Source organism: Cellulomonas endophytica, from assembly GCF_004123805.1.
GTDB classification, from domain to species: domain Bacteria; phylum Actinomycetota; class Actinomycetes; order Actinomycetales; family Cellulomonadaceae; genus Cellulomonas; species Cellulomonas endophytica.
This window is the reverse complement of record NZ_RWJX01000023.1, coordinates 19,843-45,251: the sequence shown is the minus strand read 5'-3', so window position 1 is coordinate 45,251 and position 25,409 is coordinate 19,843. Positions and strand designations below refer to the sequence as shown.

The 25,409-nt window shown below is 77.3% G+C and carries 25 protein-coding genes; 13 read left to right on the top strand and 12 right to left on the bottom strand.

All coding sequences use genetic code 11. The features are described from left to right. The first annotated feature begins 7 nt into the window (after window positions 1-7). Window positions 8-409: a four-helix bundle copper-binding protein gene (locus EJA20_RS09085; protein ID WP_129337848.1), complete on the top strand. Its 402-nt coding sequence runs from the start codon at window positions 8-10 to the stop codon at window positions 407-409. 62 nt (window positions 410-471) lie between these two features. Further along, entirely contained in the window at window positions 472-918 is a 447-nt protein-coding gene (locus tag EJA20_RS09080) for a hypothetical protein (RefSeq protein ID WP_129337832.1), read from the top strand. A 79-nt stretch (window positions 919-997) separates the two neighbouring features. On the opposite strand, the gene EJA20_RS09075 is transcribed toward EJA20_RS09080, so the two are convergent. Continuing rightward, window positions 998-1,849, bottom strand: coding sequence for an SRPBCC family protein (locus tag EJA20_RS09075; protein ID WP_129337831.1), 852 nt, complete (start codon window positions 1,847-1,849; stop codon window positions 998-1,000). 305 nt (window positions 1,850-2,154) lie between these two features. Between EJA20_RS09075 and EJA20_RS09070 the strand changes: the two genes are divergently transcribed. Both EJA20_RS09070 and EJA20_RS09065 read left to right on the top strand, forming a co-directional pair. Continuing rightward, on the top strand, window positions 2,155-2,586 hold the full coding sequence (locus EJA20_RS09070; protein ID WP_129337830.1) for a CBS domain-containing protein: 432 nt from the start codon (window positions 2,155-2,157) through the stop codon (window positions 2,584-2,586). 87 nt (window positions 2,587-2,673) lie between these two features. Beyond that, a complete protein-coding gene (locus EJA20_RS09065; RefSeq protein WP_129337829.1) occupies window positions 2,674-3,390 on the top strand; it encodes a hypothetical protein in 717 nt (238 codons plus the stop codon). A 91-nt stretch (window positions 3,391-3,481) separates the two neighbouring features. On the opposite strand, the gene EJA20_RS09060 is transcribed toward EJA20_RS09065, so the two are convergent. Further along, a complete protein-coding gene (locus tag EJA20_RS09060) occupies window positions 3,482-5,836 on the bottom strand; it encodes a glycoside hydrolase family 65 protein (protein ID WP_129337828.1) in 2,355 nt (784 codons plus the stop codon). Window positions 5,837-6,026: 190 nt separating this feature from the next. Between EJA20_RS09060 and EJA20_RS09055 the strand changes: the two genes are divergently transcribed. Together EJA20_RS09055 and EJA20_RS09050 are read left to right on the top strand one after the other, a co-directional pair. After that, on the top strand, window positions 6,027-6,968 hold the full coding sequence (locus tag EJA20_RS09055; protein WP_129337827.1) for a PfkB family carbohydrate kinase: 942 nt from the start codon (window positions 6,027-6,029) through the stop codon (window positions 6,966-6,968). 40 nt (window positions 6,969-7,008) lie between these two features. Next, on the top strand, window positions 7,009-8,526 hold the full coding sequence (locus tag EJA20_RS09050; RefSeq protein ID WP_129337826.1) for an amino acid permease: 1,518 nt from the start codon (window positions 7,009-7,011) through the stop codon (window positions 8,524-8,526). A 17-nt stretch (window positions 8,527-8,543) separates the two neighbouring features. Here the strand turns inward: EJA20_RS09050 and EJA20_RS09045 are convergent, their stop codons facing one another. The 3 genes from EJA20_RS09045 to EJA20_RS18665 all read right to left on the bottom strand — a co-directional run bounded on the left by EJA20_RS09045 (window position 8,544) and on the right by EJA20_RS18665 (window position 10,030). Then, window positions 8,544-9,038, bottom strand: a complete 495-nt coding sequence (locus EJA20_RS09045; protein ID WP_129337825.1) for a hypothetical protein — start codon at window positions 9,036-9,038, stop codon at window positions 8,544-8,546. A gap of 159 nt (window positions 9,039-9,197) precedes the next feature. Next, window positions 9,198-9,575, bottom strand: a complete 378-nt coding sequence (locus EJA20_RS09040) for a fluoride efflux transporter FluC (protein ID WP_129337824.1) — start codon at window positions 9,573-9,575, stop codon at window positions 9,198-9,200. Further along, on the bottom strand, window positions 9,572-10,030 hold the full coding sequence (locus EJA20_RS18665; protein ID WP_164983902.1) for a fluoride efflux transporter FluC: 459 nt from the start codon (window positions 10,028-10,030) through the stop codon (window positions 9,572-9,574). Before EJA20_RS18665 ends, EJA20_RS09040 begins: the two co-directional genes overlap by 4 nt. 185 nt (window positions 10,031-10,215) lie before the next feature. Between EJA20_RS18665 and EJA20_RS09030 the strand changes: the two genes are divergently transcribed. Together EJA20_RS09030 and EJA20_RS09025 are read left to right on the top strand one after the other, a co-directional pair. Further along, on the top strand, window positions 10,216-11,976 hold the full coding sequence (locus EJA20_RS09030; RefSeq protein ID WP_164983901.1) for an SdrD B-like domain-containing protein: 1,761 nt from the start codon (window positions 10,216-10,218) through the stop codon (window positions 11,974-11,976). A 128-nt stretch (window positions 11,977-12,104) separates the two neighbouring features. Beyond that, window positions 12,105-12,470, top strand: coding sequence for a hypothetical protein (locus EJA20_RS09025; RefSeq protein WP_129337821.1), 366 nt, complete (start codon window positions 12,105-12,107; stop codon window positions 12,468-12,470). Between the two features lie 49 nt (window positions 12,471-12,519). On the opposite strand, the gene EJA20_RS09020 is transcribed toward EJA20_RS09025, so the two are convergent. After that, window positions 12,520-13,167, bottom strand: a complete 648-nt coding sequence (locus EJA20_RS09020) for a hypothetical protein (protein ID WP_240675265.1) — start codon at window positions 13,165-13,167, stop codon at window positions 12,520-12,522. Window positions 13,168-13,224: 57 nt separating this feature from the next. Between EJA20_RS09020 and EJA20_RS09015 the strand changes: the two genes are divergently transcribed. Further along, window positions 13,225-14,010 (top strand): endonuclease/exonuclease/phosphatase family protein, encoded by a 786-nt coding sequence (locus EJA20_RS09015; protein ID WP_129337820.1) that lies wholly within the window; start codon window positions 13,225-13,227, stop codon window positions 14,008-14,010. A gap of 12 nt (window positions 14,011-14,022) precedes the next feature. Here EJA20_RS09015 and EJA20_RS09010 read toward each other — a convergent pair whose 3' ends face one another. The 4 genes from EJA20_RS09010 to EJA20_RS19095 all read right to left on the bottom strand — a co-directional run bounded on the left by EJA20_RS09010 (window position 14,023) and on the right by EJA20_RS19095 (window position 16,781). After that, window positions 14,023-14,472: a hypothetical protein gene (locus EJA20_RS09010; protein ID WP_129337819.1), complete on the bottom strand. Its 450-nt coding sequence runs from the start codon at window positions 14,470-14,472 to the stop codon at window positions 14,023-14,025. Between the two features lie 186 nt (window positions 14,473-14,658). Further along, window positions 14,659-14,994 (bottom strand): TraR/DksA family transcriptional regulator, encoded by a 336-nt coding sequence (locus EJA20_RS09005; protein WP_129337818.1) that lies wholly within the window; start codon window positions 14,992-14,994, stop codon window positions 14,659-14,661. A gap of 9 nt (window positions 14,995-15,003) precedes the next feature. Beyond that, entirely contained in the window at window positions 15,004-15,651 is a 648-nt protein-coding gene (locus EJA20_RS19100) for an FMN reductase (protein ID WP_240675263.1), read from the bottom strand. Then, window positions 15,648-16,781, bottom strand: a complete 1,134-nt coding sequence (locus tag EJA20_RS19095) for an LLM class flavin-dependent oxidoreductase (RefSeq protein ID WP_205687428.1) — start codon at window positions 16,779-16,781, stop codon at window positions 15,648-15,650. The genes EJA20_RS19100 and EJA20_RS19095 overlap by 4 nt, the downstream gene beginning before the upstream one ends. Before the next feature lie 210 nt (window positions 16,782-16,991). Here EJA20_RS19095 and EJA20_RS08995 point away from each other — a divergent pair, with 210 nt between their 5' ends. Beyond that, window positions 16,992-17,711 (top strand): PilZ domain-containing protein, encoded by a 720-nt coding sequence (locus EJA20_RS08995; RefSeq protein WP_240675268.1) that lies wholly within the window; start codon window positions 16,992-16,994, stop codon window positions 17,709-17,711. 82 nt (window positions 17,712-17,793) lie between these two features. Here EJA20_RS08995 and EJA20_RS08990 read toward each other — a convergent pair whose 3' ends face one another. Next, window positions 17,794-21,231 (bottom strand): EAL domain-containing protein, encoded by a 3,438-nt coding sequence (locus tag EJA20_RS08990; RefSeq protein WP_164983899.1) that lies wholly within the window; start codon window positions 21,229-21,231, stop codon window positions 17,794-17,796. Window positions 21,232-21,721: 490 nt separating this feature from the next. Here EJA20_RS08990 and msrB point away from each other — a divergent pair, with 490 nt between their 5' ends. Continuing rightward, window positions 21,722-22,150, top strand: coding sequence for a peptide-methionine (R)-S-oxide reductase MsrB (gene msrB / locus EJA20_RS08985; RefSeq protein ID WP_129337815.1), 429 nt, complete (start codon window positions 21,722-21,724; stop codon window positions 22,148-22,150). A 132-nt stretch (window positions 22,151-22,282) separates the two neighbouring features. On the opposite strand, the gene EJA20_RS08980 is transcribed toward msrB, so the two are convergent. Next, window positions 22,283-23,734 carry a sugar porter family MFS transporter gene (locus EJA20_RS08980; protein ID WP_129337814.1) on the bottom strand — a complete coding sequence of 484 codons (1,452 nt, stop codon included), beginning with the start codon at window positions 23,732-23,734 and terminating at the stop codon, window positions 22,283-22,285. Window positions 23,735-23,926: 192 nt separating this feature from the next. Between EJA20_RS08980 and EJA20_RS08975 the strand changes: the two genes are divergently transcribed. Both EJA20_RS08975 and EJA20_RS08970 read left to right on the top strand, forming a co-directional pair. Further along, on the top strand, window positions 23,927-24,526 hold the full coding sequence (locus tag EJA20_RS08975) for a hypothetical protein (protein ID WP_129337846.1): 600 nt from the start codon (window positions 23,927-23,929) through the stop codon (window positions 24,524-24,526). A gap of 257 nt (window positions 24,527-24,783) precedes the next feature. Further along, window positions 24,784-25,404: a DUF47 domain-containing protein gene (locus EJA20_RS08970; RefSeq protein WP_129337813.1), complete on the top strand. Its 621-nt coding sequence runs from the start codon at window positions 24,784-24,786 to the stop codon at window positions 25,402-25,404. Window positions 25,405-25,409 lie beyond the last annotated feature (5 nt).

Here is a 25,409-nt window from a genome sequence, read left to right as displayed (position 1 = left end):
GACGGTCATGAAGGTCGCCGAGATGATCCGCACGACCCCCGCACGCGTGGACCTCGACCACGACCTGCTCGCGCGGGTCGTCGAGGCCGCCGCCACCTGCTCCCAGGTCTGCACGGCCTGCGCGGACGCGTGCCTGTCCGAGGACGGCGTCGCGGACCTGCGGCGCTGCATCCGCATCGACCTCGACTGCGCCGACGTCTGCGCCACCACGGTCCGCGTGCTGTCCCGGCACACGGCCTACGAGGCGGCGATCACCCGGGCCGTGCTGCAGGCCTGCGTGACGGCGTGCCTCACGTGCGCCGCGGAGTGCGAGCAGCACGCCGGCATGCACGAGCACTGCCGCGTCTGCGCGGAGGCCTGCCGGGCGTGCGAGGAGCTGTGCCGGGAGCTCCTCACCACCATCGCCTGAGGCGCCGGACGGGACGGCCGCCCGCGCGCGGGGCCGCCGCCGGGCGCGGCTAGCGTGGGGCCGTGGTCGATCTCGCCCTGCCCGAGCGGCTCCTCGTCGGGACCGTCGACGGGGTCCGCGTCGAGCTCGCGCGGGCCGTCCTCACCGACCGCGGGCTCCGGCTCGAGTGGGACGGGGTCGAGGACGCGACGACGCGCGCGCTCGACGCCCGGTTCGAGAGGGAGCGGGCCACGTGGGCCGCGGCGCTGCGCGTGGGCGGGACCGCGGCGGCCGGGGCGCCGCCGCCGATGCCGGGCGACCGGCTGCGCCGGGTGACGGCGGTCGTCGTGGACGCGGACGGCACGGAGCTCACCTGGACCGCCGGCCGCGCGGCGGGGGACGGCACCGCCTGGCGCTCCCAGTGGCGGTACCCCCGCCCCACCGGGACGCGGGTCCTCGTGCGGTTCACCGTCGACGGGGAGCCCACGGCGACCTGCACGCTCGAGCTCCCGCGCCCGCCCGCGGCCTGACCCGCGGCGCCGGGGGCGGGGCGCGCACGCCGGAGGGCGGGGCCCGTGCGGACCCCGCCCTCCGGTGCGTGCGCGTGCGTCAGATCTGGTTGGCCTCGTCGCCGAGCGCCGCGCGGCCCTCGGTGGGGACGCCCTCGGAGTGCTTGCCCGTCGTGCCGGTGCCCGTGACGGGGTCGACGGCCGGCTCGACGACGGGGGTGTCGTAGGCGGTCGTGGTCGTCGCCGTGGTGCCGGCGGCGAGGCCCTCGTCGGGCAGGACGACGCCCGGCGTGGCCGTCCCGGACGGCGGCGGCGTGACGGCGAGGGAGGCCACGGTCGGCTCCTCGTCCTTCTTGCTCTTCACCGCGCCGGCGACGGCGGCACCGGCGGCGGCGACCGCGGCGGCACCGGCGACGACGGCGGCGGCCCCGAGGCCGTCCTTGCCGGAGTCGCCCTTCGACGCGGCCGCGTCGTCCACGCCGGGGGCCGTGCCCGCGCCGGGGTTGACCGTCCCGCGCCACGCGCCCGTCGCGGAGCCCTCGGACTCGATGAAGGCCTTGAACCGCTCGAGGTCCTTCTCGGCCTGGCGCTCGACGACGCCCGCGGCGTCACCGATCTTCTCCACGACGCCCTCGGGCTCGAACTCGAGGTGCAGGTGCACGTGCGTCTGGCCGGGGCCGCCCGGCTCGAAGGACACCGTGCCGGCGTTCGTCGAGCCCGACGTGGCCGCCCAGGACACCTTCTGGTCGGGGACCTGCTCCAGGACGCGGGCCTCCCAGACGCGCTTCACGCCGAGGATCTCCGCGTGCCACTCGAGCCGGTCGTCCGTGAGCTGGGTGATCTTGTCGATCCCGCCCATGAACTTCGGGAACGTCTCGAACTGCGTCCACTGCCCGTACGCGACGGACACGGGGACGTCCACCAGGATGCTCTTGTCGACGATCGTGGTCATGACCTCTCCTCAGCCGGACGGGGGTCGTCCCCCGTCGGTGCACGGCGGGCCCGCTGCAGGACCGCGCCTGGTTCGTTGTGGGTCGCCTTCGACGTTACGGCGGTGTTTCCCCTCCCGCGACCGGGCCCGCGCCGCCGGTGAGACGGTCGTCTCAGGCGCCCGCGTGCGGGCCGTCCTCGGGGCGAGCACCCTGGGTCCGTCGTGCGGCACGTGCCGGCGAGGCCCCCCTGGGCCCGCCGCGGCGGCAGCCGCAGGACCCGGCCGCAGGACCGGCCGCGGGGCCCATCGCACACGAGGGAGCAGCCATGACGCAGGACGCAGGCGGGCGGACGGTCGCGGACGTCGTCACCCCGGACCCGGTGACGGTCCCGGTGACGGCGACCGTGCGCGAGGCGGCGGCGGCGATGCGCGACGGGGACATCGGGGACGTCCTCGTCGTCGAGGGGTCTCGGCTCGTCGGGATCGTGACCGACCGGGACCTCGTGGTCCGGGTGCTCGCGGTGGGCGGCAGCCCGGAGGACCCCGTCGGGCAGGTCGCGAGCGGCGACCTCGTGACGCTGGCACCGGGGGACACCGTCGAGCGGGCGGCCGAGGTCATGGCCGAGCACGCCGTCCGTCGCCTCCCCGTGGTCGACGAGGGCGGGATCGTCGGCATCGTCTCCCTCGGCGACCTGGCCTCCGAGCGGGACGCCGGCGAGGTGCTCGCGGAGATCTCCGAGGAGCCCGCCGACGACTGAGGGCGGCGCCGACCTGCTGCTCGACGACGGCGGTGCCGTGTCGGTGGTCGGTGCTCGGCTGTCGGCACGGGAAGAGGCGCGGCTCCGGTGCGGTCCCCCCAGGGCCGCGCGGACGTGCCCGGGTCGTTCGTCGCGGCGCTGTTCGGCATCGGGGCCGCGCCCTCGGTCGTCCACCCCGCGGACCCCGCGTCGGCCGGCGCCGAGGTGGGCGCCATTTCCCTGCCCGGGCGTGGTCACCGGGCAGGGCCGGAGCCCGTGCCGACCGCCGCGCTCCTGGGCGCGGTGCACGCGTCGACGCTCGAGGCCCCGCCGCCGGACGGGTCCGTGCCGCAGGAGGTGGACGTCGCGGCGCTCGCCGCCGACCCGACCGTGCCCGTGCGGCTGGCCGAGCAGTACGCGCGGCTGGTCCACCTGTGCGAGCAGGCCGAGAACGCCATCCGGATGGCGACCGGGCTGCGGACGCACGCCCTGGCCGGGGCCGCCCGCACCGCGGTCCTGGCCGCCGCGGTCGCGGACCGCCCTGACGCGGGGGACCGGCCGTTGCCGCCGGCCGACGGGCACGACCTCGTGGCCCGCTCCGTGGTCGCCGAGCTGGGCCGGCTGAAGGGTGGTCCAGCGCCCCGACGGAGTCCTGGAGTGGACGTCCCCCCTCGGCCGCACCCACACGACGGCACCCCTGCACCAGCCGGAGCCGCCACGGCGGGCTGCGCCGGAGCCCGCGCCGTCCCTCCTCCCGACGAGCCGCGCCCGGCCGGCGCGCGCTCCGACGACCCGCCCGCCGACGACGGACCGCCAGCCTTCTGAGCGGTCCGGGGCCGAGCCGACCCGCACCCGGCGTCGTGAGGTGGTGCGCCGCCGTCCGTCCCCCCGTCCTCGTCGCTCGGTGACCCCCGGATCAGGCCAGGGGAGCGCGGCCCGGGGGTTGGCGGGGCGGGGGGCCCGCGTCGACGGCCGGTGGGAGCGGGGCCCGGACGACACCCTCCCGGTCCGACGACCCGGCGCCGGACGTCCCGCCCGTCGCCGCCGGGACGGTGAGGTCCGTGCCGTGGTGGCGGACGGTCAGGGGGCCGCCGCGGACGACGCGGTAGCGCGCCTCGTCGGGACGGACCTCGACCTCGAGCACGGCGTCCGCGCGCCGCAGGCGGAAGCGCAGCAGGGTCAGGGCGGCGGGCAGGCGGGGCGCCAGGTGCAGCTCGCCGTCGGGGTCGCGCAGGCCGCCGAAGCCGGCGACGAGCGCGTGCCAGGCGCCCGCGAGCGACGCCACGTGCAGGCCGTCGTCCGTCGAGCCGTGCAGGTCCTGCAGGTCGACGAGCGCCGCCTCCCGCGCGTAGGCGTAGGCCAGGTCCAGGTGCCCGACCTCGGCGGCGACGACGGCCTGGGTCGCGGCGGACAGCGAGGAGTCGCGCACGGTGAGCGGCTCGTACGCCGCGAAGGCGGCGCGCTTCTGCTCGTCGGTGAACTCCTCGCCCCGGCGGTGCAGCGCCAGCACGAGGTCGGCCTGCTTGACCACCTGCGAGCGGTAGAGCGTCAGGTAGGGCGCGTGCGTCGCGAGCGGGTAGCCGAGGCGCTCGGAGCGCTCGAAGTCCCAGGGCCGGGCGCGCGAGAAGCCCTCGTGCTGCTCGACGACCCCCGTGGCGGGGTCCACCGGCACCGCGACGGCGTCGGCCGCGGCCCGCCACGCTTCCCGCTCCTCGTCGTCGACCCCGAGCCCGGCGGCCAGGTCGGCGTGGCGTGCCGTGAGGTCCAGGGCGCCCCGCAGGGCCCGCCGCACCATGAGGTTCGTGTAGGTGTTGTCGTCGACGAGCCCGCTGTACTCGTCGGGGCCGGTCACGCCGTCGAGGTGCCAGGCGCCGTCGTGGTGCCGGCCGAGGCCGAGGTAGAGGCGGGCGGCCTGCACGACGAGGTCGACCACGACGTCCCGCTCGAACGCCGCGTCCCCGGTGCACGCGACGTGGTGCAGGGCGGCGTCCGCGACGTCGGCGCCGAGGTGGACGGCCGCCGTGCTCGCGGGCCAGTAGCCCGAGGACTCGACGCCGGAGATCGTGCGCCACGCCAGGACCGCACCGGGCAGGCCGAGCTCGGCCGCGCGGTCGAGGGCGGCCGGGAGGGTGCCGTGGCGCCAGCGCAGGTGGTCGGCGGCCGCGCCGGGGAGCACCGCGGTGAGCACGGGCAGGACGAAGGTCTCCGTGTCCCAGAAGGTGTGCCCGTGGTAGCCCGTGCCCGTCAGCCCCTTGGCGCGCACGCCCTGCCCGTCGGCGCGGGCGGCGGCCTGCGCGGTGTGGAACAGGGAGAACCGGATCGCCCCCTGCAGCTCGTCGTCGCCCTCCACCACGACGTCCGCGACCTCCCAGAAGGCGTCCCACCAGGCCCGCTGCTCGGCCAGCAGCGCGTCCCAGCCCGCCGCCCGGCCGGCCTCGAGCGTCTCGTCGACGCACCGCACGAGCACACCGGTCGGCCTCTGGTCGCTGCACGCGTAGGCGACCAGCGTCGTCACCGTGAGCGCCTGTCCCGGGGTCAGGCGGCCCGTCGTCGTGCGGACGGCGTGGCCGTGCTCGAGCACGGGCTCCTCCTCGAGCCCGGCGGGCCCGTCGACGTGGTGGTCCACGCCGGCCGCGACCCGCATGCCGGTCGAGGACGTGCGGTGCACGAGGCAGACGCCGTGCTCGCGCCCCACGGCCGACTCGGGCGCCAGGGGCGAGGGCTGCGGACCCTCCGACGCGGCGTGGTCGCCGGGGTCGGGCGTCGTGAGGACGCGCGCGAGCCGGACGTCGACGGGCCGGTCGACGGCCTCGACGCGGTACCGGACGGCCGCCAGCGCGGGGCGCTCGAGGCTGACGACGCGGGTCGACGTGACGTGCACGGTCGCGCCGCTGCGGGTGGTCCACACGAGGTCGCGGGTGAGCGTGCCGGCGCGCAGGTCGAGCCGGCGCTCGTGGTGCCCGAGGTCGGCCGTGCGGATGTCCAGCGCCTCCCCGTCGACCGTGAGACGGACCTCGACCCCGCTCGCCACGGGCACGATCCGCTCCTCGTGCCGGGGGTCGCCGTACGCGACCTCGGGGTACTGGAACGGGACGGTCTCGTGCACGGGCGCGAGGAAGGTGCCCGGCACGGCGTGGGGCTCGCCCTCGTCGAGGCCGCCCCGGATGCCGAGGTGGCCGTTCCCGAGCGCGAGCAGCGACTCGCCCCGGGCGAGGGCGGTGAGGTCCGGCGCGGTCTCGCACAGGGACCAGGGCTCGATCGCGTACGGCATCCGCACATCCCACCAGGGCTCCCGCCCGGTCGCCCGCCGACTCCCCGGAGGTACCCGGTGGGGTGACGGCGCAGGTGCCCGCCGGGCGGCGCACGGCCGGGGACGCGAGGATGCCGACGACCGGGCACGGACGACCTGGCACGGACGGCGGGGCAGGGACGACGAGGCACGGACGGCGAGGGGGTGGCGCGTGGTCGACGCGGTGGTGGTCGGGCAGGTGGCGCGGGACCTGGTGCTCCGCGTGCCGGCGGTGCCGGAGGCGGAGGGGTCGGTGCCCGTGGAGGAGCGGAGCGAGCTGCTGGGCGGCAAGGGCGCCAACCAGGGCGTCGGCCTGGCGCTCCTCGGGCTCTCGGCGGCGCTCGTCGGCGTCGTCGGGGACGACCCGGCGGGCCGGATGGCGCTCGACGAGGCCCGTGCCGACGGCCTCGACGCCGACGGGGTCGTCGTGCGCCCCGGCGCGCGCACGGCGCTCCTCGTCGACGTCGTCTCCGGCGGCGAGCGGCGGCTGCTGGAGCACACCCCGGAGGGGGTGCTGCTGACGCCGCGCGACGTGCAGGCGTCCGCCGCGCTGCTCGGCGAGGCCCGGGCGGTGCTCGTCCAGCTCCAGCAGCCCGGGCCGGCGGTCGTCGAGACGCTCCGGCTCGTGCGGGGCACGGCCGCTCTCGTCGTCGCGGACGGGGCGCCGGCCGACGAGGGGACGCGCGAGGAGGTGCTGGCGTCGGCGCACGTGCTGCGCGCGGACGCGGGGGAGGCCGAGGGGCTCGTCGGCCATCCCGTCGAGGGGCTCGACGGCGCCCGTGCCGCCGCCCGCGAGCTGCTCGACGGCCCGCGGCGGCTCGTCGTGCTGGCCGCGGGCGCGGAGGGCAACGTCGCCGCCTGGCCGGGCGGGGAGGTCGTGACGCCGCTGCTGGAGCCCGACCCCGTCGACACGACCGGTGCGGGCGACGCCACGGTCGCCGGGCTGACCGCGGCCCTCCTGGCCGGCGAGGACCCCGAGGTCGCGGCCTGGTGGGGCGCGGCGGCCGCCGCCCTCACCGTGGGCCGCACCGGCGGACGCCCGGGCTTCGACGCGGCCGCGGTGCGCGCGCTGGCGGACCGCTCTCGCGGCGCGGGGCCGTCCGCGCCATCCTGAGCGCGTCCGGACGCCCGACGACGAGACCCCGGAGGCCCCCATGGCCCGCCCCGGCTACCTGCGCCGCAAGTCCGTCGAGGACTCCCTCGCCGCCGCGGAGGACCCCGACCGGCGGCTGCGGCGCGACCTCACCGCGTGGGACCTCGCCGTGCTCGGGGTGGCGGTCGCGGTCGGCGCCGGCATCTTCTCCGTGGGCGCGACGGCGGCGGCGAACCACGCCGGCCCCGCCGTCATCGTCTCGTTCCTCATCGCGTCCGTCGTGTGCGCCCTGGCCATCATGTGCTACGCCGAGTTCGCCTCGACCCTGCCCGTCGCCGGCTCGGCCTACACGTTCTCCTACGCGACGATGGGCGAGCTCGTCGCGTGGATCATCGGCTGGGACCTCATCCTCGAGATGGCGCTGGCGGCCGCCGTCATCGCGAAGTTCTGGGGCGTCTACCTGTCCGACGCCTTCGGCCTCTTCGGGGTCGACGTGCCGACCACCGTGAGCGTCGGCGGCCTCGCGGTGGACTGGGGGCCCGTCGTCGTGGTCGCGGTCTTCACCACGCTGCTGGCCGTCGGCACGCGCCTGAGCACCCGGGTGAACAGCGTCTTCACGATCCTCAAGGTCGGCATCACGGTGTTCGTCATCGTCGCGGGCTTCTTCTACGTCCGCGCCGAGAACTACTCGCCCTTCGTCCCGCCGTCGGAGCCGACGGAGGGCGCCGCGGACCTCGAGCAGCCGCTGTTCGCCTTCCTCTCCGGCGCGGACCCCTCCGCGTACGGCGTGCTGGGCGTGCTCTCGGGCGCCGCGCTCGTGTTCTTCGCGTTCATCGGCTTCGACGTGGTCGCCACCACGGCGGAGGAGACGAAGAGCCCCCAGACGACCGTGCCGAAGGGCATCCTCGGCGGCCTGGCCCTCGTGACCGTGCTCTACGTCCTCGTCACCGTCGTCGTCACGGGCATGGTGTCCTACCGCGAGCTCGCGCAGGAGGAGAGCCCGTCGCTCACCTCGGCGTTCGTCCTCGTCGGCGCGGACTGGGCCGGGCAGGTCATCTCCGTGGGCATCCTGGTCGGGCTCACGTCCGTGCTCATGGTGCTGCTGCTCGGGCTCACCCGCGTGGTCTTCGCCATGAGCCGCGACGGGCTGCTCCCGCGCGCCATGTCGCGCACCTCGCCCCGGTTCGGCACGCCGGTCCGGCTCCAGGTCGGCGCGGGCGTCGTCGTCGCCCTCGTCGCCGGGCTGGCGCAGGTGGAGCTGCTCGAGGAGATGATCAACATCGGGACGCTGTCGGCGTTCGTCCTCGTGAGCTTCGGCATCCCCGTGCTGCGTCGGACGCGCCCGGACCTGCCCCGCGGGTTCCGCGTGCCCCTCTCGCCGGCCCTCCCGGTCCTCAGCGGCCTCGCGTGCCTGTGGCTCATGAGCAACCTCACGGCCCTCACCTGGCTGCGGTTCCTCGCGTGGCTCGCCCTCGGGTTCGCGGTCTACGCCGCCTACTCCTACCGGCACAGCCTCCAGTCCGGCCGCGGCGACGGCGGCCGGGCGCCCGTGGCGGGCACCGGCGCCCGTCCGCGCTGAGCCGCGGCCGGGACCGCTCAGCCCTGCGGCGCCGGCCGGGCCTCGTGGCCCGGGCGCCCGTGCGTGCGGTTCTGCTCCTTCAGCTGCGCCTCGTAGACGTGGCGCCGGCCCTCCACGAGGCTCTCGCGCACCGTGCGCTCCCAGTCGCGGAAGCGGCTCCAGTACCCGTCGTCGTAGTCCTCGACGACCTGGAACGTCCACCGGTGGGACAGCACGTTGCGGCCCGCGAGGTCCTCGCGGATCCGGGCGGCGAGCTCGCCCTGCCCGACCTTCTCGAGCTCGTCGAGCGCGGCGACGAGGTCGTTGTCGGCCCGGCCCGTCATGCGGTGGAAGCCGTAGAGCATGCCGCGGGCCTCCTCGACGACCTCGAGCGCCGCCGTGAGCATGCCGACGGCCGCGACCGTGGCGTCGTCGACGCCGTCCGGGACGCGGTGGGCGGCGTCGGGCCCGTCGGGGACCTCGGCCGGGGCGGTGCCGGTGCGGGTGGGGGTCGGGGTGCTCGCGTCGCTCATGCCCTCGATGAGACGGTGCGGCGCGGCGGGCGGCAACCGGGACGGGCCGTGCGCGCGGTCGCCGTCAGGACCGGCTCAGGACCGGCTCAGGACCGGCTCCTCACCGGCCCTTGGCCGGGCGACGACGGGCTCCCGCCGGCTCCGGCCCGACCCCGTCGCTCACGCCCCGCTGCCCAGCGCCCACCCGGCCGCCGCCAGGCCCACCGCCACGACGAGCACGCCGACCCCGTGCACGAGGGCCGCCCCGCCGCGCCCGGCGAGCACGAGCCGCGCGGTGTCCAGGCTCGCCGTGCTGAAGGTCGTGTAGCCGCCCAGCAGCCCCGTGCCCAGGACGGTGCCCAGCTCCGGCGGCGCGCCCCGCAGGACGAGCCCGCCGACGAGCCCCAGCGCGAACGCCCCGGTGAGGTTGACGACGACGATCCCGACCGGCCGGTCCTCGCCGACGCGCGCCCGGACGGCGCCGTCGACGAGGGCGCGCAGCACCGCCCCGAGCCCGCCGGCCAGCGCCGTGAGCAGCGCGAGGACGACGCCGCTCACCGGGGGACCCCGGCGCGGGGCGCGCGCCGCCACCGCCCGACGAGGAGCGCCCCGCCGCGCAGCCCGAGCAGCGAGGCCAGGAGGCCGACCACCAGCGAGGCGAGCGCGTAGCCCACGGCGGTCCCGGCGGACCCGGCCCGCAGCCTCTCCGCGACCTCGAGGGACAGCGTCGAGTAGGTGGTGAACGCCCCGAGGAACCCCGTGCCCACCAGGAGCCGCACCCGGCGTAGCGCCGGCGTCGCGCCCCCGGCGGCCGCGAGCGCGCCGGTGAGGAGCCCGAGGGCGAGGGCCCCCGACAGGTTCACGACCGTCGTCGCCCAGGGCCAGGCGTGCGCGCCGACCGCGAGCCCGACGCCGTACCGGGCCGCGGCGCCGGCGGACCCGCCGAGGGCGACGAGCCCCAGGGCCCGGGGGTCCCGGTGCCCGGGGCGCACCCCGTCCCGGCCGCCTGTCACGCGGCGATGGTAGGCGGGTCCGCCGTCGCGGGGACGCGCACGCCGTGCGGCCGGGCCCCGCGGCTCAGGACGGCGCCCGCCCGGCCGATCGGAGGGTGAGCGGCTGTGCGCCGCCCCGGTGCCGACCGGGCCTGTCACCCCGCACCGCCGCCCGGCACCCGCCGGCCCGACCGACGAGGACGCGCATGGACGCCGCCCGCCCCCCGCACGACCGGCCCGCCCCGTCGGCGACCGGCGGCACGCCCTCGCGCGGCGCCCGCCGGGCGCTCCTCGCGGCCGGCGTCGCCGCCCTCGCGCTGGCACCGCTCGTCGTGGCCGTCGACGTGGCCGAGGCCGCCGTGGACAAGGTGACGATCTGCCACCGCACGCACTCGGTCACGAACCCCTACCGGCGGATCACGGTCTCCCAGAACTCCGTGAACGGCACGGGCGGCGCGGGGGACCACACCCGGCACGCCGGGCCCGTGTTCGACCCCCACCGGGCCTACGCGCCGGACGAGAAGGTGTGGGGCGACGTCATCCCGCCCGTCGGCAGCGGCGGGAGCCGCACGACGGGGACGAACTGGCCCGTCGGCGGGACCGACCTCGCCTCCGTCGTCGCGGGGTACGGCGCCGCCTGCCGCGGCATGGGGGTGCAGGAGTTCGTCAACGTCGAGCTGCGCGCCGGCGTCCCGGCCGCCGACATCCTCGCCGACCTCACGCACATGGGGGCGGAGGGGGACACCTCGCTCCCGACGAGCACGAGCCAGATCGTCTACGACCCGCGGTACCCCGTCGCCGGGGAGCCGGCCGGGACGCCGCCGGGCGTCCCCGTCCACCCGGAGGCGACGAGCACCCCGACGCCCACGGCGAGCCCGAGCCCGAGCGCGACCACGACCCCGTCGCCGAGCCCGTCGCCCGAGCCGTCCGTCGCGCCGTCGCCGGAGCCGTCGGTCACGCCGTCGCCGGAGCCGTCGGCGAGCCCGTCGTCGGAGCCCTCGCCGGAGCCGTCGGCGAGCCCGTCGTCGGAGCCCTCGCCGGAGCCGTCCCTCACGCCGTCGCCGGAGCCGTCGCAGACGCCCTCCCCGACCGGGACGCCGGCGCCCACGGCGTCGCCGGTGCAGCGCATCGACGGGGTCGTCTGGCTCGACCTCGACGGGGACGCGCGCCGGTCGGCCGCCGAGGTCGGCGTCCCCGGGGTCCGCGTCGACCTCGTCCGGGCGGTCCCCGTCACGGCCGACACGCTGACGGGCCGGGGCGGCGCGGGCCGGTTCGCCGTCCTCGCCGACGTGGCGGGCACGGTCGTGGCCACGCGGACCACCGGGACCGGCGGCAGCTACGCCTTCACGGGCGTCGACGCGGCCACCTACCGCGTCGTCGTCGCCCGGCCCACGGTCCTGGCCGTCACCTTCGACGAGGACGGTGACCGGGACGCCGCCACCGACGTCACCGTCCCGGAGGCCGGGGCCGGCCGGGCCGACGTCGGCCTCGTCGGGGGCGCCCAGCTCCTGCTCGACGTCACGGCGCCCGACGGCACCCCCGTCACCGAGGACGCCGTCGTGCGCTGGGCGGGGGTGGACGACGTCCTGCGCACCGGCGACGACGTGCTGCTGCCCGTGCAGGTCCGCGACGGGCGCCTCGTCGTCGTCGGTGTCCCGGCCGGGCTGTGGTCGCTGGAGACGGGGACGGCGACGACCGCCGACTTCGCGGTCGGGGAGGGCGACGGCGCCGCCGTCCCGCTGGTGCTGACCCCGACGGCGCCCGCGGCGCCCGCATCGCCCGTGCCGCCCGTGGTGGGGACGACGACGCCCTCCGTGGGCGTGCTCCAGGTCGTGCCGGTGGCGGCGCGCGCCGCCCTCGCGGCGACGGGCGCCCGCACCGGCGAGGTCCTCGTGCTCGGCGGGGTCCTCGTGCTGGGCGGCCTGGCCCTCGTCGTGCTCGCGCGCCGGGCACCGCGGCGGACCTGACGCCTCGACGGTCCCTTCCCTGCACGTCTGCTCACGCCCGCCCGCACCGATGGTGGTGCGGGCGGGCCCGCGGCTAGCGTGGGGGCCACGGCGACGTGCGGTGCGCCGCCCCCCACCGAGGACGCGCCATGGTCGTCTGGAACGCCCCCCTCGCCGCTCTCGCCCGGGCCCTGTCCGGCGCCGGGGCCGCGGACGGGGCGCGCCGCGGCCCGCTGTTCCACCGGGCCGAGCGGGACCGCGGGCCGGACCCGTTCGAGACCCTCGCGCTGCAGGTCCGGCTCGAGCGGCTGGCGGCCCAGGTGCGCGCGCTCGAGGCGGACCCGCACATCTGGGCGCGGGCGCGCCGGCTCATGGCGGTGGAGGCCGCCTACGACGCCGTGCTCGTCGACGCCTGGCGCCTGGCTGGCGCCGGCGCGGCCCTGCCCGCCCCCGCACCCCCGCCGGACCGCACCACCGCGGAGCTGGACCTCGCCGCGCGCGGCTGGACGTGGTGACCGGCCGGTCGTGGTGACCGGCCGGACGTCCTGACCGGGGCCGGCCGGCTCAGCGGGCGTGGTCGGCGGGCTCGGCGGGGTCGCCCTCGTCGGGGAACCGGCCCGACCCCACGCGGACGGCCGAGGGCACCGCGGCGGTCGCCGTGAGGCCCAGCTCGTCGCAGAGGAAGAGGAAGGCGCGCGCGTAGGGCCGGTCGAGGGTCTCGCGCCGCAGCCGCTCCCAGTCGATCTGCTCGCGCAGCGCCCGCGCCATCGGCAGCGTCCACGTGAAGTCGCAGTAGTGCTCCCCGAGCACCCGCAGCTTCGAGGACAGCACCTCCGTGGCGGGGAGCACGGGCATCCGGATGGCGAGGACCTCGAGCTCCTCGGCGGTGGACAGCAGCTCGTGCGTCACGGGTTCGCCCACCATGCGGTAGATGACGTCGACGAGCTCGCCCGCGTGGAAGGCCTTGAAGAGCCAGTTCTCGGCGGGCTGCTGCACGTCGAGGCCGGCCGCGTCCAGCGCCCTCTTCGCGCGCTCCACGTCCTCCTCCGCGATGGCGAGGTCGGCGTCGTGGCTGGGCTCGGGGGCGCCGCGCGCCCACGCCGCGTAGCCCCCGACGAGGGCGAACGGCACCTCGGCGTCGGTGAGCGCCACCGCGGCCCGGCGCAGGCCGTCCTGCAGGGCGGTCCAGTCCCCCTGGTCGTCCGTCGTCATGCTGCATGGGTACACCTCGCCGCGCGGGCCCGCAGCGCGGAGGGGATGATCGGCCGCGTGCGGGTGGCGACGTTCAACATCCTCCACGGCCGTTCCCTGTCCGACGACCGGGTGGACCTCGACCGGTTCGCCGGCGCCGTCGCCCGCCTCGACGCGGACGTCCTGGCGCTGCAGGAGGTCGACCGCGGGCAGGAGCGCTCGTTCGGGGCCGACCTCACGACGATCGCCGCCGAGGCCATGGGCGCCCCGCACCACCGGTTCGTCGCGACGCTGTCCGGCGAGCCGGGCCTGTGGGTGGCCGCGTCCGGCGACGAGCAGCCCGACGGCGCCGCCTACGGGATCGCGCTGCTGAGCCGCTGGCCCGTGCGCGAGTGGCGGGTGCTCACGCTGCCGGCCCTCAGCCGGCGGACGCCCGTGGTGTTCCCCGGCCGGCGCTGGCCGGTGCTCGTGCGCGACGAGCCGCGGTCGGCGGTGGCCGCGGTCGTCGAGACGCCCGACGGGCCGCTCACGGCCGTGTGCACGCACCTGACGTTCGTGCCGGGCTGGCACGTGCGGCAGCTGCTGCGCCTCGTCGCCGACACGGCCCGGATGCCGGGACCGCACCTGGTCATGGGGGACCTCAACATGGCGGGCGCGACGCCCGCGCGGGTCAGCGGCCTGCGTCCGCTCGTGACGGCCCCGACGTACCCCCTGGTCGAGCCCGTGCGCCAGCTCGACCACGTGCTCGCCGGGGGGCCCGTGCACGCCGTGACGCCGGGGGAGTCCCTCGACCTCGGCCTGTCGGACCACCGGGCCCTCGCGGTCGAGGTCGCGCTCGCGGGCTCGGGTGCCACGGCGCTCTGAGCGACGGGCGCGTCAGCGCGTCCCGGGTGCCCTCCGGGGCAGCGGCGGGCGCGGCACCCCGGGGCCGCGCGACGGCGCCCCGGCCGTGCGCCGCGCGCGGGCGGCGCCGACCTCGTCGAGCAGGCCGGGCAGCGCCCGCTCCTCCGGGAGGTCGTGCGGGACGAGCCGCAGCAGGTAGAGCCACTGCTCCCCGGCCGGCCGGGCCTGGCGCGCCCCGGCGCGCAGGGCGTCGACGACGAAGCCGTGCACGGTGTGACCCGGCTCCCCGGGTGCGGCCACACCGAACCAGGCGAGGGCGTGGCGCTGCCGGACGAGCCAGCCGACGGTGCCGGCGCCCGCGCCGGCGTGGACGCGGGCGACGAGCCCGACGCCCTGCAGGTCCGGGCGCGGGAAGGCCGCCGGCGCCCAGGCGTGGTCGGCCCCGGTGCCGTCGGTGAGGCCGGCGGCGGCGCCGTCGCCCATGGCCGTCCCCCCTCCGTCGCTGCGTGCGCGCCACGGTAGCGGTCCCCGCCCACGGAATGGAGGGGTCCGACGGCATACCGCCACCGGATCGGTCGTCGGCAGGCCCGTGCGACGCCGATCTGCCCGCTCCGTCCGGCTCTGCCCGGACCGCCCGGCTCTGCCCGGTCCGTCCGGCCCCGGCCGGTGTCAGGCGCAGGAGACGCAGCGGGCGGCGGCCGGCCGCACCGCCAGGCGCCCCTCGCCGACAGGGCCGCCGCACCGCGTGCAGGTGCCGTACGTGCCGTCGGCCAGCCGGAGCCGGGCGGCGGCGACCTCGGCCAGCCCCGCGCGGGCGGCGTCGCGCAGGCCCGCCGTCCGGGACCAGTCGTCGGACAGCGTCGAGCCCTCGGGGTCGTGCTCGTCGTCCGCGGTGGTCGCGGTGCGGGCGCGCCGGATCTCCTCGAGGTCGCGGTGGGCGCGGTCGGCGCGCGCGAGCAGCTCCCGCTCGAGCGCGTCCAGCCGCTCCGCCGCCCCCTCGGACACCGTGGCGCCCTAGCCGTTCCCGAGCAGCGTCTCGAACGAGGGGACGTCGCCGAACGGGTCGGCCGGGAGCGCCGGCGCCCGCCCGGCCATCGTCGCCGCGAGCTCGTCGCCGGCCCGGCGGATGCGGGCGGGCAGCGGCTTCACCTCGTCGCCCGTGCCGCCCCAGTCGTCGGTGGCGGCGAAGACCGCGGTCGACTCCACGTGCGCCCGCAGGTAGGTGAACAGGGGGCGCACCCCGTGCTCCACCGCCAGGGAGTGCCGCGACGTGCCGCCCGTGGCGCCGAGCAGCACGGGCGTGCCGACGAGCGCGTCCTTGTCGATCACGTCCACGAAGGACGTGAACAGGCCCGAGGCGGACGCCGCGAAGATCGGCGTGACCGCGACGACGCCGTCCGCGTTCGTCACCGCGTCGAGCGAGGCGGACAGGGCCTGCGACGGGAAGCCCGTGAGCAGGTGGTTCACCACGTCGTGCGCGAGGTCGCGGACCTCGACGACCGTCACCTCGCAGGTGAGGCCACGGGCCGTCAGGCCCGCGACCGTCGCCTCGGCGAGCCGGTCGGCCAGCAGCCGCGTCGACGACGGCTGCGAGATCCCGGCCGAGACCACGACGAGCCGCCGTGGCGCCGCCCCCGACCGGCCCAGCGGGTGGACCGTCACGAGGCCACCGCCTCGCCGTCGCGGCCCGCGGCCGGAGCGGTGCCGGCGTCCCCGGCCCGGGCCGCGGCCACGCGCTGGGCGTGCGAGGGCGGGTCGGAGGGCACGTGCGCCGGCCGGGCCGACTCGGCCTCGCGCCGCAGCACGGGCACGACCTCCTCGGCGAGGAGGTCGATCTGCTCCAGGACGGTCTTCAGCGGCAGGCCCGCGTGGTCGACGAGGAACAGCTGCCGCTGGAAGTCGCCGACGCTCTCGCGGAAGCGGGAGTAGCGGTCGATGACCTGCTGCGGGCTGCCGACCGTCAGCGGCGTCTCGCGGGTGAAGTCCTCCATGGAGGGGCCGTGCCCGTAGACGGGCGCCCGGTCGAAGTAGGGGCGGAACTCGTCCCAGGCCCGCTGCGAGTCCTTGCGCATGAACACCTGCCCGCCCAGGCCGACGATCGCCTGGTCGGCCCGGCCGTGGCCGTGGTGCTCGTAGCGCTGGCGGTAGAAGCGGACCATCTGCTGCGTGTGGCTCATGGGCCAGAAGATGTTGTTGTGGAAGAAGCCGTCGCCGTAGTAGGCGGCCTGCTCCGCGATCTCGGGGGAGCGGATGGAGCCGTGCCACACGAAGGGCGCCACGCCGTCGAGGGGGCGGGGCGTGGAGGTGAAGCCCTGGAGCGGGGTCCGGAACTTCCCCTCCCAGTCCACGACGTCCTCGGTCCACAGCCGGCGCAGCAGCGCGTAGTTCTCCACGGCGAGGTTCAGGCCCTGGCGGATGTCCTGGCCGAACCAGGGGTAGACGGGCCCCGTGTTGCCACGGCCGAGCATGAGGTCCATCCGCCCGTCGGCGATGACCTGGAGCATCGCGTACTCCTCGGCCAGGCGGACGGGGTCGTTCGTCGTGATGAGCGTCGTCGCGGTCGACAGCACGACGTTCGTGGTCCGTCCCGCGACGTAGCCGAGCATCGTCGTCGGCGACGAGGGCACGAACGGCGGGTTGTGGTGCTCGCCGAACGCCACGACGTCGAGGCCGGCCTGGTCCGCGTGCTCGGCGATGGTGAGCATCGAGCGGACGCGCTCGGTGTCGTCGGGCGTGCTGCCCGTCGTCGGGTCCGTCGTGACGTCCCCGACCGTGAAGATCCCGAACTGCACCGCGACCGCCTCCAAATGTATGCGTCTGCATCGATCACCCGCCGACAACGACGCCGCCTGCGAGGCTATTCCGCCCCCGGGCCCGCTGTCGCCGCGGGAGGGGAGCGCGGGGACCCCCGCCGGTGCGAGGATCAGGGCAGTCCGGTCCCGTCGGGGAGCGGGGGGCGACGTCGGGCCGCGGCCCGGGGAGAGGACGGGTCCGTGCACGAGATGCTGCCCTGCACGCTGCTGGCGGGGGAGGAGAGCACCGCGGGCGTGCTCCAGACCCTGCAGGGGACGCGCGCCGTCGTGCGGCCCGAGCGGGCGGAGCAGGAGCCGGCGGGGCTCGTCGTCACGGCCGACGGGCTCGCCGCCGCCCCGGACCGCGGCCTCACCACCGGACGCAAGGTCCGGCTGCGCATCGCGAGCGCGGCCCGCGGCCTCTGGGACTACGCGGGCGTGGTCGACCGGGTCGACGACGGCGAGGTCGTCCTGCGCGAGGTCGTCCTCGTGCGCTCCACCCAGCTGCGCTCGGCCCTGCGGATCCCCGTCGGCGTGACCGTCCCGGGCCGCCGCGTGCGCCCGCCGGCGGAGGGGGCGGAGGGCGTCGCCGAGCCCGACGAGGACGCCGCGACCCCCGACGAGGACGCCGACGCCGTGCGCATGGTCGTCGTCGACCTGTCCGCCGACGGCGTCCGTGTGGTGTCCCGGCCGGCGCTGGCGGTGGGCGACGAGGTCGACACGCACATCCCCGAGGCACGCCGGGCCCCGGGCGGCGGCCTGGAGCCGCTGCCCGTCCGGCTCCTCGTCGTGCGGTCCGCCCAGCACGGCGACGTCGAGCACCACGGCTGCCGCATCGTCGGGCTGGACGCCAAGGACCGGGAGCACCTGCACGCCTACGTCGCCCGGGTCGAGCGCGACCGGCGCAGCACGGCGGCGGCGCTGGCCTGACCGGCCGACCCAGCGGACCCGGCCGACCCGGCCGCGCCGGCCCCACCGGGCCGGGCCGGGCCGCTCGTCGGGACGCCCGGCGTCAGGCCACGGCGGGCCGGGCGGCGAGGGCCGGCACCGGCAGGCCGAGCATCTCGCGCGCCCGGTCGGCGGGGACCGCCCGGGAGAACAGGTACCCCTGGGCGCTCGCGCAGCCGATGGCCCGCAGCGCACGCAGCTGGCTCGGCGTCTCGACGCCCTCCGCGACGACGTCGAGCCCCAGCGCCCGGCCCATGGCGACGATCGCCCGGACGAGCTCCGTGCTCCGCTCGTCCTCCGGCAGGTCGGCGACGAAGGACCGGTCGATCTTCAGGGCGTCGACGGGGTAGCGCTGCAGGGTCTGCAGCGAGGAGTGCCCCGTGCCGAAGTCGTCGATGTGGAGGCTGAGGCCGGCCGCCCGGAAGCCCTCCACGAGCTCCTCGGCCAGCTCCGGGCTGCGCGCGATGACGCGCTCGGTGATCTCGAGGGCGACGTGCTGCGGGCCCAGCCCGTGGCGGCCGATCGCGTCGAGGTAGGCCGGCAGCAGCCCCGCGTCCCAGAACTCCCGGTCGGACAGGTTGACGCTCACGGACACCGGCCCCCGGTGCGTGCGCCGCCACCGGGCCACGTCGGCGCAGACCTGCTCCACGACCCAGCGGCCGAGCGCCACGACGAGCCCCGTCTCCTCCATGAGCGGCAGGAAGTCCGACGGCGGCACGAGCCCGCGCTCGGGGTGCCGCCAGCGCACGAGCGCCTCGAAGCGGGTGAGCGGCCGGTCGTCGAGGTCGACGATGGGCTGGTAGTGGACCTCGAACTCGTCGCGCTCGAGCGCCCGCTGCGTCTGGTCGTGCAGCCACAGGTGGTGCACGGCCGCGTCGTGCATCGCCGGGTGGAACCAGGAGACGGACCCGCGCTCGCGGCCCTTCGCGTCGTACATGGCCGTGTCGGCGTCGCGCAGGACGTCCTCGGCGGTCTCGTAGCCGGCGGAGGACACGGCGATGCCGATGCTCGCCGACAGCCACAGGGAGTGGCCGTTGACGTCGACGGGGCGCACGAGGGACTCGCGCACCCGCTGCACGACGGCGGGCACGGCGTCGGCGGCGACCCCGTCGATGAGGACCGCGAACTCGTCGCCGCCGAAGCGCGCCGCGGTGTCGCCGGGCCGGACCGCGCCGCGCAGGCGCTCGCCGACCGCGCGCAGCAGCCGGTCGCCCGTGCCGTGGCCGAGGGAGTCGTTGATGACCTTGAAGCGGTCGAGGTCGAGGAAGAGCACCGCGAACGGGACGCCCTCGGCGGCACGGCCGACCGAGCGCGTGAGCCGCTCGAGGAAGGCGCGCCGGTTGCCCAGCCCCGTGATCGGGTCGACGAGGGCGTGCTTGCGCAGCTCCTCCTCGAGGTGCTTGCGGTGCGTGTGGTCGGCCAGCGACCCCAGCACGCGGCGCGTGCCGTGGTCGTCGCCGCCCTGCCGGTAGGGCATGGCCCGGGCGAGCAGCCAGCGGTGACGGGTGTCGCCGGGGCCGCGGTAGCGGAACTCCACCTCGGCGACCGCCGTGCCCGGCTCGCCCGCGGAGGTCGTGCGCAGGCCCGCGACGAGGCGCGGCAGGTCCTCGGGGTGGACGCCGCGGCGCCACTGGGCGCCCCGCTCGGGCGCGGGCACGTGGTCCAGGCCGAGCAGGGTGACGCACCGGGAGGAGAAGTTGACCTCGCCCGTGGCGACGTCCCCGTCCCACAGGCCCTCGTTCATCGCGCTCGCCAGGAGCCCGTAGCGCTCCTCGCTCGAGCGCAGGGAGTGCGAGAGCTCCTCCTGCTCGAAGCTCGCGCACAGCAGCGCGGCCCACTGGTTGTAGCTCTCGCGCCGCAGGCTCGCGTCGACGGACCCGACGACGGCGAGCAGGCCCCAGTCGCGGCCCCGCGCCCGCACCGGCAGGACGTAGGCGACCTCGCCGCGCTCGGGGCGCACGGAGGCGAGCAGGGCGGGCGGCGGGAAGGTCGCGGGGTCGCAGGGGGTGCCGGGCGCGAGGGCGTAGGCGTCCTCGGGGTCGTAGACGCCCTCGACGACGAGCCGCTCCCCGCGCCACAGCGCGAGCACCGCGCCCCGCGCGGACGTCCGGGCCATCCACGCGAGCGACCGGGGCGCGCCCGCGCCGTGCCCGAGCAGCGCCAGGCTGACGTCGTGCTGCTCGAGGAGCGAGGACTCCGCGCCCTGGGCCCGCCGCAGGTAGAGGCCGGCGTGCAGGTGCGAGAGCGCGGCGGGCAGGCGCCCGCGCAGCGCCGCCAGGACGGGCGCGGCCGCGTGCTCGGCGTCGGGCAGGCCCGTCCCGAGCGCGTGCAGGTACGCGCCGACGGCCGTGACCGCCCGGTCCGGGCCGTCCGCCCGGGGGCCGCCCTCCGTGACGGGCAGCAGGGCGGCGGCGACCTCGGCGCCCGTCGGGACCCGCCCGGAGGACACCGCGTCCGCGACGAGGGCCGCCACCGCCGCGGCGGTCACCGCGACCTCGGCCCGGGCCGCGCCGCCGTCGCCGAGGTCGCCGTCGGCCCCGGTCCCGACGAGCGGGGCCAGCGCGCGGCGCAGCTCCGTGTCGGCGCCCGCGGCGGCGGTCCCGTGCCCGGGCGTGCCGTGCGCGGGGACCGGGGCGGGGGCGGGGACGTGCACGGGCTCGTCGGGGCAGCCGCAGGAGCCGCGCAGCAGCAGGCCGGCGGGCGGCTGGACCTGCGCGGCCGGGTCGTCGCCGTCGAGGGCGGCGAGCAGCATCCGGGCGGCCAGGCCGCCCGTGAGGTGGAAGGGCTGGTCGACCGTCGTCAGGCCCGGGACGCAGTAGGCCGCGGCCTCGACGTTGTCGAACCCGACGACGGCCACGTCCTGCGGCACCCGCACGCCGTGCGCCGTCAGGTCCGCCACGAGGCCCAGGGCGTTGCGGTCCGACGCGCAGACGACCGCCGTCGGCGGGTCCTCCAGCGCGCGCAGGGCCGCGCCGGCGCGCTCGCCGGCGCGCGTGCCGTGGTCCGTCGTCGCGAGGAAGTGCCGGGGGTCGGGGGCGAGGCCGAGCTCGAGCATCGCCTCGTGGTAGCCCGCGTACCGCTCCCGCATGTCCGTGTGGCCGACGTTGCCGACGAAGCCGATGCGCCGGTGCCCGTGCTCGACGAGGTGCCGGACCGCGACGAGGGTCCCGCCGGTGTTGTCCGGCGCGGCGGCGGGCACGCCCGGGACCCGCACCTCCGCGGCGCCGAGCACCACGGGCATGACCCTGCGCAGCCGCTCGACGTACGTGCGGTCCACGGCGTTGGCCAGCACGACCGCCCCGGCCGCCGCGTCCCAGCCCAGGGGCAACGTGCCCGCGGGCGGGTCGCCGGAGACGACGGGGCGGATGCCGGCGTCGCCGGTCTGCTGGACGACGACGCGCCGCCCGCGGCGGGCGGCCTCGCGCTGCACCGCGCCGACGACCTCGCCGAAGTAGAAGCCCCCCGTCACGGGCGTGAGCACGAGCACCGCGTCCCCCGTCACGCCGCCCCCTCGTCCGGTCCGTGCCCGCGCCCGGCCCGTGGCCGGGTGCGGTCGCGCCGCCGCGGCCCCTCCCCGGCGTGCCCCCGCCCTATCGACGGGCGGGAGGTCGTCCTGACCCGTGCACCCGGACGCGTCCCGGCGTTCGCACGGACGGCCCACCGGCGCGGGTGGACCCTCCCCGCCACGAGGTGCCGGTCCGGACCGGTCGCGCGCGGCCGGAAGCGGCCGGGAGGGGCATCTCGTGGGGAGGGTGGGAGGCCGCCCGTTTCCCGACGAGGTGCCGGTTCGGGTCGGGTGGGCCGGGGTGCGGGCGGTCGGGAGGGGCATCTCGTCGGGAGGGAGGGAGGGAGGGAGGCGAGGAGAGCGGGGGTGGCGGGGATGAGGGCGGGGGTCGACGCTGTTGCGCCGGGGGGCCGGTCCGCCGGCCCACGAGGGCCCGTGCCCCGTCGTGAGACGCACGACGACCCGCACGGGCGGAGGGGACCCGCACATGACGACCGACACGACGGGCTCGACCGGCGGCTACGCCGTGACCCGGACCGACGAGGAGTGGCGCACGCTCCTGGACCCCGCGGAGTTCCAGGTGCTGCGCCGCGCCGGCACGGAGCGCCCCTGGACCGGCGCCCTGCTCGACGAGAAGCGGGCCGGCGTGTACCGCTGCCGCGCCTGCGGCAACGAGCTGTTCCGCTCCGACACGAAGTTCGACTCCCACTGCGGGTGGCCGAGCTTCTTCTCGCCGCTGGCCGGCGACGCCGTGGAGCTGCACACGGACCGCACGCTCGGCATGGTCCGCACGGAGGTGCTCTGCGCGCGCTGCGGCTCGCACCTGGGGCACGTCTTCGACGACGCGCCCCAGACGCCGACGGGTGACCGCTTCTGCATGAACTCCGTGAGCCTGACCTTCGAGCCCGAGGCCTGACCGGCCGGCGCACGGCGCAGCACGCACGGCGCAGCAGGCAGGGCGCAGCACGCACGACGACGCCCCCGGCCCTCACGGGTCGGGGGCGTCGTGCTGCCGGTGGTCGTCGGGCCGGTGGTCGTCGGGCGGTGGTCAGCGGCCGGGACGGCTGTACGCCTCGCCGTGCATCTCCTCGAGCTCCATGCCCTTCGTCTCCGGCACCCGGACGAGCACGAAGACGAACGAGAGCACCGCGAACGCCGTGTACATGAAGTACGGGATGGCCGCGCCGAAGGTGTCGAGCAGCGGCGGGAACGACACGGTGATGAGGAAGTTCGCGATCCACTGCGCCGCGGCGGCGACGCCGAGGGCGGCGGCCCGGATGCGGTTGGGGAACATCTCGCCGAGCAGCACCCAGACGAGCGGGCCCCACGAGGCGCCGAAGAAGACGACGAAGGCGTTGGCGCCGACGAGCGCCACGACCCCCCACGGGCCGGACAGGGAGATGTCCTCGCCGCTGCCGCTCGCCTGCGTGAACGCGACCGCCATGGCGCCGAGGGACACGGCCATGCCCAGGGACCCGGCGAGCAGGATCGGCCGCCGGCCGACGCGGTCGACGAGGCCGATGGCGATGAACGTGACCAGCACGTTCGTCACGGACGTGATCGTCGAGACCGTGAAGGACTGGCTCTCGTCGAACCCGACGGCCTGCCACAGCGTCGTGGAGTAGTAGAAGATCACGTTGATCCCGACGAACTGCTGGAACACCGACAGCAGGATGCCGACCCAGACGATGGGCAGCAGTCCGAACCGGGGGCCGCGCAGCGAGGCGCCCTCGGCGTTGGCCCGGTCCTCCTCGACGGACCGCGTGATCTCCTCCACGCGGCGCCCGGCGTCCTCCCCGGGGGGCAGCACCCGCTCCAGGACGCGGCGGGCCTCGTCGGACCGGCCGTTCGCGACGAGGAACCGCGGGGACTCGGGGATGGAGAGCGCCAGCGCGCCGTAGACGACCGCGGGCACCGCGGCGACGAGGAACATCCAGCGCCAGGCGGCCCAGCCGAACCAGAAGGGCTCCCCGGCGCCGTCGGCGCTGGTGGCGATGACCTGGTCCGAGAGCAGGGCGGCGAAGATGCCGAGCGTGATCGCCAGCTGCTGCAGGGAGCCGAGGCGGCCGCGCAGCCGGGCGGGGGAGATCTCCGCGATGTAGGCCGGCGCGATGACGGAGGCGATGCCGATGCCGATGCCGCACAGGAAGCGCCACAGCGCGAGGTCCCACGCGGCGAAGGCGGCGGCCGACAGGATCGAGGAGACGAGGAAGACGACCGCGCCGAGCAGCATGACGCGGGTGCGTCCCCAGCGGTCGGCGAGCCGGCCGCCGGCCCAGGCGCCCACGGCGGAGCCCAGCAGGGCGACCGCCACGACGAGCCCCGTGACGACGGGCGCGAGGTCGAACTCGCCCTCGACCGCGTCGACGGCGCCGTTGATGACGGAGGAGTCGAACCCGAACAGGAAGCCGCCGACGGCGGCGGCGACGGCCAGGCCGATCGCCTTGCCCTGGTGCCCCGGACGGGACGCGCGCTCGGGGCGGGCGGACGGGTGGCTCATGACGGGTTCCTCACGGCGGGTTCCTCACGACGGGTCGGCCCTCGACGGGCGGACGGCACGGCAACCCGGACACCCTGCCCCGGTCCCCGCGTCGGTGCACGTCGGCGGCCCGGGGCGGCGCGGCGGTGCATCATCGACGGCGTGAGGCCCGCCGACCCCGCCGACCGACCCGCCCGTCCCCGCCGCCCCGCGCTGCTCGACACGACCGCCGCGGCGGCGATCCCGGGCGGCCTCGACCCCGCCCGCCGGGCCGAGCTCGCCCACGCGACGGCGGCCGCCCTCGTCCACCGCGGGCGGGCCGAGGGCGACCCCGACGTGCTGGCCCGCCTCGTCGCGCTCGTCGAGCACGAGGGGCTCGAGCTCGTCGCGTCGCTGTGGTCGGACAGCCCGGCCGGGAGCCTGCCCGGCGCCCTGTGGCGGCTCTACGTGCTGCGCGAGTGGGTCCGCCGCGACCCCGTGACCGTCGCCGACCGCTACCGGCAGGGCGTCGAGCGCGCCCCCGTGCAGGGTGCGGTCGCCGGCGTGGCGCTCCCGCCGGGGCCCGACGACGTGCGCGCCGTCGCCGACGCCGTGCTCTCCGGCGTGTACGCGGGCGACCTCGCCGTGGCGCTCGAGCGGGCCGCCGCCTTCTGCCGGGTGCTGTCCACGGGCGGCGCCCTCGACGCGGACCACCTCGACCTCGTCGACCCGCAGGGCGCGGACCGCACGACCCGCGGCGCGGCGGCCCTGGGCCGGACCGCGGAGGAGCTCGTCCGCGCCGCGGCGCTGTGGCGCCAGGGCGTGCTCGACTGATCGCGGGCCCCCGGCCCCGCGGCTACAGTGGGCGCGGCGTCGGGCCGCGGTAGCCCCGGGCTCCACCCTGAGCCGCCTAGAGCGGCCGCGCGCCGAGAGGCGCTCCCGGTCCGGCGCCACCCCCTCCTCCCGGGCAGCCCTCCCCGCGGCAGCCCGCGGCACCCCGCGCGTTCACGTCGCGTTCATGCGCTGTTCGTCGGGCCCGCGCCGGTGCCCTAGCCTGGTCCGGTCCCGACCCGCCCCTGACGGAGACCCCTGTGCGCCTGCGCCTCACCCCGCGCGACACCTCGTACTTCGACCTGTTCGCCGCCCAGGCCCAGCACCTCGTGACCGGCGCCGACCTGCTCGCGCAGCTCCTCGGGGCGGACCGCGAGGGGCGCGTGCAGATCGCCGCGCGGATCAGCGACGTCGAGCACGCCGCCGACGAGGCCACGCACGGCATCATGCGGCGGCTGAACCAGACGTTCGTCACCCCGTTCGACCGGGACGACATCTACGAGCTGGCCTCGCGCCTGGACGACTGCATGGACCTCATGGACGAGGCCGCCGACCGGATCGTGCTCTACAAGGTCGAGGCGCTGCCCGCCCAGGTGTCGGAGCAGGTCGCGGTGCTGCAGCGGTGCGCCGAGCTCACCGCCGCCGCCATGCCGCGCCTGCGCGCGATGGACTCGCTGCGCGAGTACTGGGTGGAGGTCAACCGGCTGGAGAACCAGGCGGACAAGACCTACCGGTCCCTCGTCGCCGCGCTGTTCGACGAGGTCACCGACGCCATCGAGCTCATGAAGCTCAAGGAGGTCGTGGAGCGCCTCGAGGACGCCGCGGACGCGTTCGAGCGGGTGGCGAACACCGTCGAGACCATCGCGCTCAAGGAGTCCTGAGGACC